This window comes from Mesorhizobium sp. B4-1-1, assembly GCF_006439375.1.
GTDB lineage: Bacteria > Pseudomonadota > Alphaproteobacteria > Rhizobiales > Rhizobiaceae > Mesorhizobium.
Genome location: NZ_VFTH01000044.1, coordinates 1 through 12,653 on the forward strand (window position 1 = coordinate 1; position 12,653 = coordinate 12,653).

Genomic DNA, 12,653 nt, shown 5'->3' on the forward strand with positions numbered 1-12,653 from the left:
CTGTTCTCGGTCAATGTCGCCGGCACGCTGTTCATGCTGCAGGCGGCTGCCCGCTCGATGATCGCGCGGGGCAAGGGTGGCAAGATCATCAACATGGCGAGCCAGGCCGGCCGTCGCGGCGAGCCGCTGGTCGCCGTCTATTGCGCCACCAAGGCCGCCGTCATTTCGCTTACCCAGTCGGCGGGACTCGACCTGATCAAGCATCGCATCAACGTCAACGGCATCGCGCCGGGCGTCGTCGACAGCGACATGTGGGACCAGGTCGACGCGCTGTTCGCCAAATACGAGAACCGGCCCAAGGGCGAGAAGAAGCGCCTGGTGGGCGAAGGCGTTCCTTACGGCCGCATGGGCAAGCCCGAGGACCTCGCCGGCATGGCGGTGTTCCTCGCCAGTGACGAGGCCGAATACATTGTCGCCCAGACCTACAATGTCGATGGCGGCCAGTGGATGAGTTGACCGGGATGGGCTGAGGGGAAGGCGCTTCTCTTTTTCCTCCGGAGAAGACGCCATGGGGCGGGTGAGGGGCGGCATGCTGGAACACCAGGTGTTGCCCCTCATCCTCGCTCTCCCAAGGAGGCGTAAACAGTCGGGCTGCGGATCGGCCAAAGGGTAAAATGAGATGACCGTGAAACTCTCTTCCTCGAACCTCGCCAGGCTGCCGGCCAAGGTCGCCGGCCCGAAATACGACCGCTCCGCCCTGAAGGCGGGCATCGTCCATTTTGGCGTCGGCAATTTCCACCGCTCGCACCAGGCGGTCTATCTCGACGACCTGTTCGGCACCGGCGAGGGCCATGACTGGGCGCTGATCGGCGCCGGCGTGTTCGAGGGCGAGAAGATCGGCCGTTCCAAGCTGCAGGAACAGGACTGGCTGACCACGGTCGTCGAGCAGGACCAGGGTCATATGAGCGCCCGCGTCACCGGCGCCATGATCGATTTCCTGACGCCCGGCGATGCGGACGCGATCATCGACCAACTCGCCGATCCGGCGATCAAGATCGTCTCGCTGACCATCACCGAGGGCGGCTATTTCATCGACCCGGCCTCCGGCAAGTTCAACCCGGCCCATCCCGACATCGTCGCCGACGCCCAGCCGGGTGCTGCGCCGAAGACCGTCTTCGGCATCATCCTTGCCGGCCTGCTGCGCCGGCGCGCCGACGGCATCGTGCCGTTCACCGTCATGTCCTGCGACAACATCCCCCATAATGGCCACGTCACCTCCGACGGCGTGATCGGCCTTGCCAGGCTGATCGACGAGGATCTGGCGAAATGGGTGGAGGACAAGGTCGCTTTCCCGAACGGCATGGTCGACCGCATCACCCCGGCCACCAGCGACCGAGAGCGCAAGATCCTCGCCGACGATTTCGGGCTGGAGGACAATTGGCCGGTGTTCTGCGAGCCGTTCAAGCAATGGGTGCTGGAGGACCGTTTCACCGCCGGCCGCCCGGCGCTGGAAAGGGTCGGCGTGCAGTTCGTCAAGGACGTCTCGCCTTACGAGCTGATGAAGATCCGCATCCTCAATGGCGGCCACGCCACGATCGCTTATCCGGCCGGGCTGATGGACATCCATTTCGTCCATGAAGGCATGCAGGAGCCGCTGGTGCGCGCCTTCCTGTCGAAGCTCGAGCATGACGAGATCATCCCGACCGTGCCGCCCGTGCCCAACACCGATCTGGAGGACTATTACCAGCTCATCGAGCGCCGCTTCTCCAACCCGAAGATCGGCGACACCATACGCCGGCTTTGCCTCGACGGCTCCAACCGCCAGCCGAAATTCATCATCCCGACGATCGCCGACCGGCTGAAGGCGGGCGAGGGCGTCGCCGGCCTCGCGCTGGAATCGGCCTTGTGGTGCCGCTACTGCTTCGGCACCACCGACAGTGGCGCCGTCATCGAGCCGAACGACCCGAGCTGGGACCGCATGCAGGCCACCGCCAAGGCGGCCAAGGACGATCCGAAGGCCTGGCTGGTGATGGAGGATATCTATGGCGATGTCGGCCGCTCGCCCGTCTTCGCCGACGCCTTCGCCCATGCCTTGAAAGCCCTGTGGGCGAACGGCGCGCGCGAAACCCTGACGCGCTATCTCGCCGGCAAGCTCTGAAAGCCTCTGTCTCTTTTGACGCAATTCCGGACGGAAAACCGCTCACACTTTTCCTGGAATTGCTTAGCTGGAAGCAACAGCCATGACGCCGGAACTGGTCATCTTCGACTGTGACGGCGTGCTGGTCGACAGCGAGGCGCTTTCGGTCTCGGCGCTGCTTGGCATGATCGAGCTTGCCGGCGGCACGGTGAGCGAGGACGCCGCCTACGAGCATTTCCTCGGCAAGAGCATGAAGAGCGTGCGCGAGATCCTCGGCCGCGATTTCGGGCTCGACATCAGCGACCGGCATCTGACCGCCATGCGCGTCGACCTCATGCGCAAATTTCGCGAGGAGTTGAAGCCGGTTCCCGGCGTCAAGGAACTGCTGCCGAAGCTCGGCCGCCCCTTCTGCGTCGCCTCGTCCGGCACGCTGGAGCGCATCCGCTACGCGCTCGACGTCACCGGCCTGCTTGCCTTGCTGGAGCCGCATCTGTTCAGCGCCACCATGGTCGAACGCGGCAAGCCGGCGCCCGACCTTTTCCTCCACGCCGCCGCCAGCATGCGGGCGCATCCGCGCGAGTGCCTGGTCATCGAGGACAGCCCGGCCGGCGTCGCCGCCGCCCGCGCGGCGGGCATGCGCGTTTTTGCCTTCACCGGTGGCTCGCACGCGTCCAATCCCGCCCTCAAGGCGCGGCTTGCGTCGACGGAACCGGACTTTATATTCGCTGACATGCTGCAATTGCCCGATCTGATTGCAGGCCTGGGAGCGAGAGAAAAAGCATCTTGACGAAGAGTTTCGTTTGCGTGGTCGATGTCGGCACCGGGAGCGCTCGCGCGGGGATTCTCGACGCGCGCGGCAACCTGCTCGGCCGCGCCGATCATCCGATCGCCATGCACCAGCCCAAGCCCGATCACGCCGAGCATGATTCGGAAGATATCTGGTCAGCGGTGTGCAAATCCGTGCGATCCGCTCTGCAGAAATCCAGCGTCGCCGCCGGCGATGTCGCCGGCATCTCTTTCGACGCCACCTGCTCGCTGGTCGCGCGCGACAGGCAAGGCAGCCAGATCAGCGTCTCGGTCACCGGCGAGAAGCGCTGGGACACGATGGTCTGGCTCGATCATCGCGCCATCGCCGAGGCCGACGAATGCACGACGAGCGGCCACGCTGTGCTCGACTATATCGGCGGTGTGATGTCGCCGGAGATGGAAACGCCGAAGCTGATGTGGCTGAAGCGCCATCTGCCGAAGACATGGAATGAAGCCGGCTATCTATTCGACCTCGCCGATTTCCTGACTTGGAAGGCATCAGGCTCGCTCGCCCGCTCGCAATGCACGCTGACGGCGAAGTGGACCTATCTCGCGCATGAGGAAAAAGGCTGGCGGCGCGACTTCTTCGAACTTGTCGGTCTCGGCGACCTGTTCGAGCACGGCAACCTGCCGGAAAAGGCCAGCCCCGTAGGCGCCGATATCGGTCCGCTGACGGCCGAGGCCGCGGCTGAACTTGGCCTCACCGAAAAATGCCGGGTGGGCGCCGGCGTCATCGACGCCTATGCGGGCGCTCTCGGCGTTCTCGGCGGCTTTGCCGGCGACGAGAAGGACATCGGCCGGCATCTGGCGCTGATTGCCGGCACATCGTCCTGCGTCATGGCGATGTCGCCCGATCCGCAGCCTTTTGCCGGCGTCTGGGGCCCTTATTTCGGCGCGGCATTGCCGACGCTGTGGCTGTCGGAAGGCGGCCAGTCGGCCACCGGCGCGCTGCTCGACCACATCATCCGCTGGCATGGCGCCGGCGGCGAGCCGGACGCGGCCATGCATATGAAGATCGCGGGGCGCGTCGCCGAGCTGCGCGCCGAGGACGGCGATGCGCTGGCCGCAAGGCTGCATGTGCTGCCGGATTTTCACGGCAACCGCTCGCCGCTCGCCGACCCGCACGCCGTCGGCGTCATCAGCGGCCTGACGCTCGATTCCTCTTTCGACAGCCTTTGCAAGCTCTACTGGCGCACCGCGGTCGGCATCGCGCTCGGCGTGCGCCATGTGCTCGAGGCGCTGAACGAGAACGGCTATCTGATCGACACGCTGCATGTCACCGGCGGCCATACCAAGAACCCGCTGCTGATGGAGCTCTACGCCGACGCCACCGGCTGCACGGTGGTCGAGCCGCTGGCCGACGAGGCGGTGCTGCTCGGCACCGCCATGGTGGCGGCGACCGCCGCCGGGATCTATAGCGATCTCAACGCCGCCTGCGTCGCCATGCAACAGGGCGGCAAGATCCGCGCGCCCAACAAGGCCGCCGGAGCTCGCTTCGACCGCGACTACCGGATATTCCTCGAAATGCATCGCCAGCGGCAGATGCTCGACGCGATCGGATAGTTTTCCATTTCTCTGCTTGTTCACACTTTTCCTGGAATTGCTCTACCGCCTGCACAGCGACTTGCCTGTCTCGGCGTCGAACAGATGGATGCTTTCCTCGTCGACGTGTAGCGCACGGGCGCGCTCTGCCGCGGGCATTCGCGGGCCGGCACCAGCGCGCTGATCTCCTTGCCGCCAAAGCCGAACGTCACCAGCGCGTCATTGCCATGGAACTCGATGCGGTCGGCGGTGCCCTGCAGCAGGTTTCCCGCGCCGGCTTCCGCCGTCTTCGGATCCGGAGGCCGGATGCCGAGCACCACGCGATCGCCTACATACCCGGCGGCCGCAAACCGCTGCTGTGGCGGACTGAAGCCTGAACCCCGCCGCATCTGGCGGCGACGCAATCGCGCTGCCCGGCGCTTGTGTCATTTGCTACGGACGCGGCTCGTTGCGTTGGCTGGATCAATCGCTGGCCGGGCCTCCTCCCTTGCCAACATGTCGCATTTCGTTCACAAGGCGACGCAAATGGCGCCATTTCGCGCCGTTGTTGTGCGGCTTCCGGCCCTTTGGCCGACGCGCCGTGTTCTGAAAGAGCAGAACAATGTCTGCGATCGAAGCCGGCGCTCGCGCGCCGGAAAACCTTTGGCGTCAGGAAATCAGGGCGACGATCGCGCTCGCCTGGCCGATGGTGCTGACCAATCTCGGCCAGACCGCCATGACCGCGACCGACGTCATGATGATGGGCCGTCTGGGATCCGATACGCTCGCCGCCGGCGCGCTCGGCGCCAACCTCTACTTCATGCCGCTGATCTTCGGCCTCGGCCTGATGCTGGCGACCTCGCCGATGATGGCGACCGAGCTCGGCCGCCGCCGCCATTCGGTGCGCGACCTGCGCCGCACCGTGCGCCAGGGCCTGTGGCTGGCGATCCTGATCTCGATCCCGATCTGGGTTTTTCTCTCGCATGGCGAAGAGGTGCTTTTGGCCATGGGCCAGAAGCTGGAGCTCGCGCATCAGGCAGGCATCTACCTGCACTGGCTGCAATGGGCGGTGCTGCCTTTCTATGGCTATATCGTGCTGCGCTCCTTCATCTCGGCGCTGGAGCGGCCGGGCTGGGCGCTGATCATCGTTTTCGTCGCGGTCGTCTGCAACGCCTTCTTCAACTGGGTGTTCATGTTCGGCAATCTCGGCGTCAAGTCGATGGGCATCGCCGGCTCCGGCCTCGCCACCACTTTGTCCAGCACGCTGATGTTCGTCGGCCTGGCGGCGGTGGTGATGCTGGAGAAGAAGTTCCGCCGCTACCGTCTGTTCGGCCGCTTCTGGCGCTCAGACTGGCCGCGTTTCCGCAGCCTGCTGAGACTCGGCATGCCGATCGCCGGCATCCTCGCCTTCGAGGTGACGATCTTCAATGCGGCGGCGCTGCTCATGGGGCTGATCGATGCGGATTCGCTGGCCGCCCACGCGATCGCCATCCAGATCGCCTCAATCTCCTTCATGGTGCCGCTCGGGCTCAACCAGGCGGTCACCGTGCGGGTCGGCCTGGCGCATGGCGCCGGCAACCCGGAAGGCGTTTCGCGCGCCGGCTGGACTGCCTTCGTCATCGGCGTCTCGTTCATGGCGCTGATGGGCCTGGTGATGATTCTGTGGCCGCATGCGCTGATCAGCGCCTTCATCGATCTCGCCGATCCGGCCAATGCCAGGGTGATCACGCTTGCCGTGTCGTTCCTTATGTTCGCCGCGCTGTTCCAGATTTTCGACGGCGCCCAGGCGGTCGCGTCCGGCATGCTGCGCGGGTTGCACGACACCAAGGTGCCGATGATCTACGCCGCGATCGGTTATTGGGGCGTCGGCCTGCCGCTCGGCGTGCTGCTCGCCTTCCATTTCGGCTTGAACGGCGTCGGCATCTGGATCGGCCTGGCATCCGGACTGGCCGTGGTGGCGGCGCTGCTCCTCGCGCGCTGGCTCAGGCGCGACCGCATCGCGCCGGCGCTGGCCCCCGGGCATTGACAGGAAAAGCTGCCGGCACGATCGGCAGCCTTGCGCCGGCTCAGCGCGCTCCGGCGCGTTGCTCCAGCCGCCGCGCATATTGCGTCAGCGGGAAGCACATGACGAAGAAGATCAGCGCCACCAGGCCGTAGACCTTGAACGGTTCGAAAGTAGCGTTGTTGATGGCGTTGGATGTCCTGACAAGTTCCTCGAAGCCGATGATCGAGGTCAGCGCCGTCGATTTGATCAGCTGCACCAGGAAGCCGACGGTCGGCGCGCGGGTGATCGCGAAGGCCTGCGGCAGGATGATCAGCCGCAATTCCTGCAGATAATGCAGCCCGAGGCTCGCGCCGGCGTCCCATTGGCCGCGCGGCAGCGCGTCGACGCCGCCGCGCCAGATCTCGGCCAGGTAGGCGCTGGCGAAGAAGGTGAGGCCGAGCATCGCCGCCGTCCACGGCTCGATGCGCAGCCCCAGCATTGGCAGGCCGAAGAACATCAGGAAGAGCTGCATCAAAAGCGGCGTGCCCTGGAACAGCGCAATATAGCCCGAGGCTATCCGCTTGCCCCATTTGTTCTTGGCGATGCGGAAGAACAGCACAATCAGCCCGACCAGCGCGCCGCCGACAAAGGCGGCAAGCGACAACAGCACCGTCCAGCGCGCGGCGAGGAGCAGGTTGCGCAGGATGTCCCAGAAGGTGAACTCGATCATGACACGCCGGCTCCAAGAACTCGGCGCCCGCCGCCGACGAGCAGCCGGCGCAGTCCAATCGACAGGCCGAGATAGACCAACGTCACCACGAAATAGGTCTCGAAGGCGCGGAAGGTGCGCGCCTGCAGCATGTCGGCCTCATAGGTCAGCTCGCGCACCGCGATCTGCGACACCACGGCCGATTCCAGCATCATGATGACGATCTGGCTGGTCAGCGCCGGGTAGATCACCTTCAGCGCCTGCGGCAGCACGATCTTGATGAACACTTGGCGAGGCCTGAGGCCGAGCGCCAGTGCGGCTTCAGTCTGGCCGCGCGGCACGGCGTCGAGCCCGGCGCCGACGATCTCGATCGTATAGGCGGCCATGTTGAGCGTCATCGCCAGCATGGCGGCCAGGATCGGCTCGAGCCTGATGCCGAGGCTGGGCAGGCCGAAGAAGATGAAGAACAGCTGCACCAGGAATGGCGTGTTGCGCATCACCTCGACATACCAGCCTATGGCCCGACGCAGCAGCACGGGCCCGTTTCGCCGGCCGGCGGCGCCGAGAATGCTGAGCAGCGTTCCCGCCACCGTGGTCACGACGATCAACAGGATCGTCGTGGCCGCGCCGTGAGCGATGTCGCCCACAGCGCCTGGAAGCCAGCCGAAGGCCACGGGAACTCAATCCTTGAGGTTGTCGGGATTGAGCGGCGTCTTCAGCCAGGCCTTCGAACTCTCGTCGAGCTTGCCGTCGGCGAGCATCTTGGCGACCGCGTCGTTGACCGCCTTCTTCAGCCGGTCCTCGTTCTTGTTGAGGCCGATATGCGAAGGCGAAGTGAGCAGCTGGAACTTCTGCTCCGGCTGCAGCGCGTCCTGCTTGGCCAGCACCTGGGCGCCGACATCGTTGCCCACCACCATCAACTGCGTCTGGCCGGAGATGAAGGCCTGGATGACCGCATTGTAGTTGTCGAAGCGGCGGATGTCGGCGGAAGCCGGTGCGGCTTCCGTCAGCGAGGTGTCCTCCAGCGTGCCGCGATTGACGGCGATCGACTTGTCGGCGAGGTCTTCCTTGCCTTTGACCGCCATTGCCTTCGGGCCGATGACGGCGATGTAGTAGGGCGCGTAGGCGGCGGCGAAGTCGATGACCTGCTCGCGTTCCTTGGAGTAGCCGACGCTCATCAGGATATCGACGCGCTTGTCGGTGAGATATGGGATGCGATTCTGGCCGGTGACGCTGACCAGGTTGAGCTTCACCTTCAAGGCATCGGCGATCGCCTGCGCGACGTCGACGTCATAGCCCTTGATGCTCATGTCGGCGCTGGCCGACGAGAAGGGCGGGAAGTCGGAGAAGATGCCGACATTGATGGCGCCGGCCTTGGTGATGTCGTCGACGGCATCGGCTTTCGCCTGAGTGGCGAGGCCGGCGCCGACGATGACGGCCGCGGTGATGACGGATTTCAGTGCGTTGCGAAGAGTCATTGTTGTTCCCCTGCTGGAAGCTTGTTTGTTGCATCCGGCCGCCGGCTCCAGCGCGGCGGCCGTGTTGGTATGGCATTAGCCCTTCTTGATGGCCGGGCTGAACACCATCAGGCTGAGAATCTCGAACAGGACCTGGGCGCCGACATGGGCGGTGTTGGTGGTCGCGTCATATTGCGGTGCCACCTCGACGACGTCGCCGCCGACGATGTTGAGGCCCTTCACGCCGCGCAGCAGCTCGAGCACCTCGCGGGTCGTCAGCCCGCCGACTTCCGGCGTGCCGGTACCCGGCGCGAAGGCCGGATCGATGCTGTCGACGTCGAAGGAGATATAGGTCGGGCCGTCGCCGACGATCTTGCGCGCCTTCTCGATGATTGCCGGGATGCCTAGCCCGGTCACCTCTTCGGCATGGACGACGGTCATGCCGGACTCGTAGGTGAACTCCCACAGATACTCGGCCGAGCCGCGAATGCCGATCTGGATCGTGCGCGAAGGATCGAGTACGCCGTCCAGCACCGCGTTGCGGAACGGCCCGCCATGGTGGAACTTGGTCATGTCGAACAGCCCGCTGGTGTCGCAGTGAGCATCGATATGGATCATGCCGACCGGCGCTTTTTTGCCGACCGCCTTCAGGATCGGATGGCTGATCGAGTGGTCGCCGCCGACCGAGAGCGGCAGCACGCCGGCATCGACGATCTGATTGGTGCGGCGTTCGATATCCTCATGGCTGATCTCCAGCCGGTAGCGGCTGCGGAACGGCGTGTCGCCGATGTCGGCGACGCGAAGCTCATGCGTCGGCGCGCATTCCAGCACGTGGTTGTAGGGTCCGATGCGTTCGATGGCGCGCAGCGCGCGTGGCCCGAAGCGCGAGCCGGGACGGTTGGTGACGCCGAGATCCATCGGTACGCCGATCATCGCCACCTGCAGGTCGCCGAAATCCGGATTGTCGGCCGATATTTCGCGGTAGGGCGCGGCGAGGAAGGTCGGGATGCCGGAATAGGGCGCCAGCCTTGTGCCCGACTTGTTGAAGATCTTGTCGGCGACCTTGCGGAATTTCGGGTCGAACATCTCGCCGCCATGGCTCTCGCCATATTTGCGGCGCAACGCTTCGAGCTTGCCGCGATCGTAACCCATGTCCATTCTCCTCTCTTGCCTGCCTGCAGCGCTGCCCGCATGGGCGATTTGCCAAGCCAGCCTGTTGTCCGGCTGGATCGTTGCCCGCCGGCTGTGCTGCGGATTTCACGTCTCTTGAAGCTGTTCCGGGCAAAAGTGTCGGGCAGCCGCTTTGAAAAATCAATTGATATTGTTAGGGTCTTGGCTGTGAGAAAATCTCACAAAGTAGGAGCCGACCCATGGCCAAGCGCCTGCCGCCGCTGAACCCGCTGCGCGCCTTCGAAGCTGCGGCGCGGCACGCCTCGCTGACCAAGGCCGCGGGTGAGCTGAATGTCACGCACGGCGCCGTCAGCCACCAGATCAAGGCGCTCGAGCAATCGCTTGGCGTGAAACTCTTCGAGCGCACCGGTCAGCGCGTGAAGCTGACGCCGCATGGCGCCGAGTTCCTGCCGGCGGTCTCGTCCGCCTTCGACGGCATCGCCGCCGCCACCCAGCGCATGACCAGGCCGGCAAGCGCCGGCGCGCTCTCGGTATCCTGCGTGCCGGCGCTGCTCTTGCTCTGGATGACGCCGCGGCTCGGTTCCTTCACGGCGCAATATCCGGACATCCAGCTGACGCTGACCCCATCTAACGACGCCCGTGATATTCGCGCTCCGCAGATCGACGTCTGCGTGCATTATGGCGACGGCAGCTGGAGCGATTGCTGGATACGCAAATGGTCCGGACTGGAACTTTTCCCCGTGGTCAGCCCGACGCTGATCAACAACCGGCCGATCCGCGGCGTCCGCGATCTTGCCGATCACGTCTTCCTGCATGGCGACGACGGCCGCGAATGGCACACCTGGCTGGCCGCCGCCGACGCGCTCGATCTGGAACGCGGCCGCCGCCACCGTCTGGGCGATGCCCGCATGGCGACGGAGGCCGCCGTGCACGGCCATGGCGTGGCGCTCGGCGATTCCGTCACCGCGCGCGCCTTGCTCGCCAGGGGTATGCTTGTCGCGCCCTTCAGTTTGTCGGTGCCGGCGGTCGACGATTTCTATGTCGCCTGCCGCAACGAAATGCGCTCGGCGCCGATCGTGCAGCTCTTCATCGACTGGTTGTTCGCCGAAAAGGAGCAGGACGAGGCCCGCGCCGACGCGCCGGTGGCCGGCCGCGTGCCGAGCCGCAGAAAGCGGCCCACGCTCAAGGGGATAGGCGCCAGGGCCGGATCCTGATGGCTGGACTTGCATAGCTGCTTTTTGTCGGGCCAGCTTGCAAAGCAGCAAGCGCGTTCGGAAATACGGTGCTAAGAGGCAGTTGGCTAAAGCAATTCCGTGCAACGGGCCCTCCGTCCGGAATTGATCGAACAAGGATTTGAAGCGTGACGCCCGCGTTTCCGCGCGTTGTACTTTATGGATGAGCGAGCATGGCAAAAACCGATATAGCGCGGCGCGTCTACAACCATACTTGGAAGCTCGACCCGATCGTCCGCAGCCTGCTGGACACCGACTTCTACAAGCTCCTGATGCTGCAGATGATCTGGGGCATGTATCCCAAGGTCGACGCCACCTTCTCCCTGATCAACCGCACCACCTCGGTGCGCCTGGCCGACGAGATCGACGAAGGCGAATTGCGCGACCAGCTCGACCATGCCCGCACCTTGCGTTTTTCCAAGAAGGAGATGATCTGGCTGGGCGGCAACAATTTCTATGGCCGCAAGCAGATCTTCGAACCGGAATTCCTGGCGTGGCTGGAGAATTTCCGCCTGCCCGACTACGAGCTTTCCAGGCGTGACGGCCAGTACGAGCTCTCCTTCCCCGGCTCCTGGATGTACACCACGCTCTGGGAAATCCCGGCCTTGGCCATCATCAACGAGCTGCGCTCCCGCGCGGCGATGCGCTCCTACGGGCCGTTCGCGCTCGATGTGCTTTACGCCCGCGCCAAGGCCAAGATGTGGACCAAGACCGAGCGGCTGAAAGCGCTGCCCGGCATCCGCATTTCCGACTTTGGCACAAGACGCCGCCACTCCTTCCTGTGGCAGCGCTGGTGCGTCGAGTCGCTGAAGGAAGGCATCGGCGATGCCTTCACCGGCACTTCCAACGTGCTTCTGGCCATGGACAACGACCTCGAAGCCTTGGGCACCAACGCGCATGAGCTGCCGATGGTCTTTGCGGCACTGGCCAATTCCGAGGCGGAGTTGCGCGAGGCGCCCTACAAGGTGCTGCAGGACTGGCAGCGCTACTATGGCGGCAATCTCCTGATCGTGCTGCCCGACGCCTTCGGCACGGATTCCTTCCTGCGCGACGCGCCGGACTGGGTCGCCGACTGGACCGGCTTCCGCCCCGACAGCGCGCCGCCGATCGAGGGCGGCGAAAAAATCATCGACTGGTGGCGCAAGAAGGGCAAGGACCCCAAGCAGAAGCTGCTCATCTTCTCCGACGGTCTGGAGGTCGAGACCATCGAGGAGACCTACAGGCATTTCCGCGGCAAGGTGCGCATGTCCTTCGGCTGGGGCACCAACCTCACCAACGATTTCGAAGGCTGCGCCCCGACGGAAACCGACAGCCTCGACGCCATCTCGCTGGTCTGCAAGGTCACCGAGGCCAATGGCCGGCCGGCGGTGAAGCTCTCCGACAATCCCGCCAAGGCCACGGGGGACGAAAAGGAGATCAAGCGGTATCTGAGGATTTTCGGCGAAAAGGGCCGGGTGGAGCAGCTGGTGAAGGTGTAGAGGGCACCGCCGATCTGACGTCGTCATGCGGGACTGCAAAGTTGGATAGGCTGAGTTCCTTCGCGCCCCCCTCTGTCCCGCCGGACATCCCCCCTACGCGAGGGGAGATTATGCTGTCATCCCCGCTTTCGCCAATCTCCTACGTTGCGGGAGGAGAGCCGGCGTCGAAACCGCCAATCTCCCCCCTCGTGGGGGAGATGTCCGGCGGGACAGAGGGGGGCGCGAAGGAACTCAGCCTATCCAACTTTGCAGTCCCG

Annotated in this window: 12 protein-coding genes; 7 read left to right on the forward strand and 5 right to left on the reverse strand. The window is 64.7% G+C overall.

Annotated features, from left to right (window positions below; genetic code table 11):
* The 4 genes from FJW10_RS29915 to FJW10_RS29930 form a co-directional block, all read left to right on the forward strand.
* A partial coding sequence (locus FJW10_RS29915; protein WP_140902719.1) for an SDR family oxidoreductase occupies nt 1-456 on the forward strand: 456 nt, incomplete at its 5' end.
* A gap of 163 nt (nt 457-619) precedes the next feature.
* Entirely contained in the window at nt 620-2,098 is a 1,479-nt protein-coding gene (locus tag FJW10_RS29920) for a mannitol dehydrogenase family protein (protein ID WP_140902720.1), read from the forward strand.
* A gap of 82 nt (nt 2,099-2,180) precedes the next feature.
* Nucleotides 2,181-2,864 carry an HAD family hydrolase gene (locus FJW10_RS29925; RefSeq protein WP_140837472.1) on the forward strand — a complete coding sequence of 228 codons (684 nt, stop codon included), beginning with the start codon at nt 2,181-2,183 and terminating at the stop codon, nt 2,862-2,864.
* Nucleotides 2,861-4,447 (forward strand): FGGY-family carbohydrate kinase, encoded by a 1,587-nt coding sequence (locus FJW10_RS29930; RefSeq protein WP_140902721.1) that lies wholly within the window; start codon nt 2,861-2,863, stop codon nt 4,445-4,447. Before FJW10_RS29925 ends, FJW10_RS29930 begins: the two co-directional genes overlap by 4 nt.
* Before the next feature lie 20 nt (nt 4,448-4,467).
* Here FJW10_RS29930 and FJW10_RS29935 read toward each other — a convergent pair whose 3' ends face one another.
* Nucleotides 4,468-4,746, reverse strand: a complete 279-nt coding sequence (locus FJW10_RS29935) for a hypothetical protein (protein ID WP_246674411.1) — start codon at nt 4,744-4,746, stop codon at nt 4,468-4,470.
* Between the two features lie 281 nt (nt 4,747-5,027).
* On the opposite strand from FJW10_RS29935, the gene FJW10_RS29940 reads away from it, so the two are divergent.
* Nucleotides 5,028-6,431 carry an MATE family efflux transporter gene (locus tag FJW10_RS29940; protein ID WP_140902722.1) on the forward strand — a complete coding sequence of 468 codons (1,404 nt, stop codon included), beginning with the start codon at nt 5,028-5,030 and terminating at the stop codon, nt 6,429-6,431.
* Between the two features lie 40 nt (nt 6,432-6,471).
* Here the strand turns inward: FJW10_RS29940 and FJW10_RS29945 are convergent, their stop codons facing one another.
* The 4 genes from FJW10_RS29945 to speB all read right to left on the reverse strand — a co-directional run bounded on the left by FJW10_RS29945 (nt 6,472) and on the right by speB (nt 9,707).
* Entirely contained in the window at nt 6,472-7,119 is a 648-nt protein-coding gene (locus tag FJW10_RS29945) for an amino acid ABC transporter permease (protein ID WP_140902723.1), read from the reverse strand.
* A complete protein-coding gene (locus FJW10_RS29950; RefSeq protein ID WP_140902724.1) occupies nt 7,116-7,772 on the reverse strand; it encodes an amino acid ABC transporter permease in 657 nt (218 codons plus the stop codon). The genes FJW10_RS29945 and FJW10_RS29950 overlap by 4 nt, the downstream gene beginning before the upstream one ends.
* Before the next feature lie 6 nt (nt 7,773-7,778).
* Nucleotides 7,779-8,576 (reverse strand): transporter substrate-binding domain-containing protein, encoded by a 798-nt coding sequence (locus FJW10_RS29955; protein ID WP_140902725.1) that lies wholly within the window; start codon nt 8,574-8,576, stop codon nt 7,779-7,781.
* Between the two features lie 75 nt (nt 8,577-8,651).
* Nucleotides 8,652-9,707: an agmatinase gene (speB, locus tag FJW10_RS29960; protein WP_140902726.1), complete on the reverse strand. Its 1,056-nt coding sequence runs from the start codon at nt 9,705-9,707 to the stop codon at nt 8,652-8,654.
* Between the two features lie 218 nt (nt 9,708-9,925).
* Here speB and gcvA point away from each other — a divergent pair, with 218 nt between their 5' ends.
* Complete coding sequence (gcvA, locus tag FJW10_RS29965; protein ID WP_140902727.1) at nt 9,926-10,900, forward strand: transcriptional regulator GcvA; 975 nt, start codon at nt 9,926-9,928, stop codon at nt 10,898-10,900.
* Nucleotides 10,901-11,091: 191 nt separating this feature from the next.
* Nucleotides 11,092-12,396 carry a nicotinate phosphoribosyltransferase gene (gene pncB, locus FJW10_RS29970; protein ID WP_140837507.1) on the forward strand — a complete coding sequence of 435 codons (1,305 nt, stop codon included), beginning with the start codon at nt 11,092-11,094 and terminating at the stop codon, nt 12,394-12,396.
* Nucleotides 12,397-12,653: the final 257 nt, after the last annotated feature.

What these genes read in the sequence shown, in the direction of transcription:
- FJW10_RS29920 (WP_140902720.1), top strand. Translation starts at nt 620, where the DNA reads ATGACCGTGAAACTCTCTTCCTCGAACCTCGCCAGGCTGCCGGCCAAG.
- FJW10_RS29925 (WP_140837472.1), top strand. Translation starts at nt 2,181, where the DNA reads ATGACGCCGGAACTGGTCATCTTCGACTGTGACGGCGTGCTGGTCGAC.
- FJW10_RS29940 (WP_140902722.1), top strand. Translation starts at nt 5,028, where the DNA reads ATGTCTGCGATCGAAGCCGGCGCTCGCGCGCCGGAAAACCTTTGGCGT.
- FJW10_RS29945 (WP_140902723.1), bottom strand. Translation starts at nt 7,119, where the DNA reads ATGATCGAGTTCACCTTCTGGGACATCCTGCGCAACCTGCTCCTCGCC.
- FJW10_RS29955 (WP_140902725.1), bottom strand. Translation starts at nt 8,576, where the DNA reads ATGACTCTTCGCAACGCACTGAAATCCGTCATCACCGCGGCCGTCATC.
- speB (WP_140902726.1), bottom strand. Translation starts at nt 9,707, where the DNA reads ATGGGTTACGATCGCGGCAAGCTCGAAGCGTTGCGCCGCAAATATGGC.
- gcvA (WP_140902727.1), top strand. Translation starts at nt 9,926, where the DNA reads ATGGCCAAGCGCCTGCCGCCGCTGAACCCGCTGCGCGCCTTCGAAGCT.
- pncB (WP_140837507.1), top strand. Translation starts at nt 11,092, where the DNA reads ATGGCAAAAACCGATATAGCGCGGCGCGTCTACAACCATACTTGGAAG.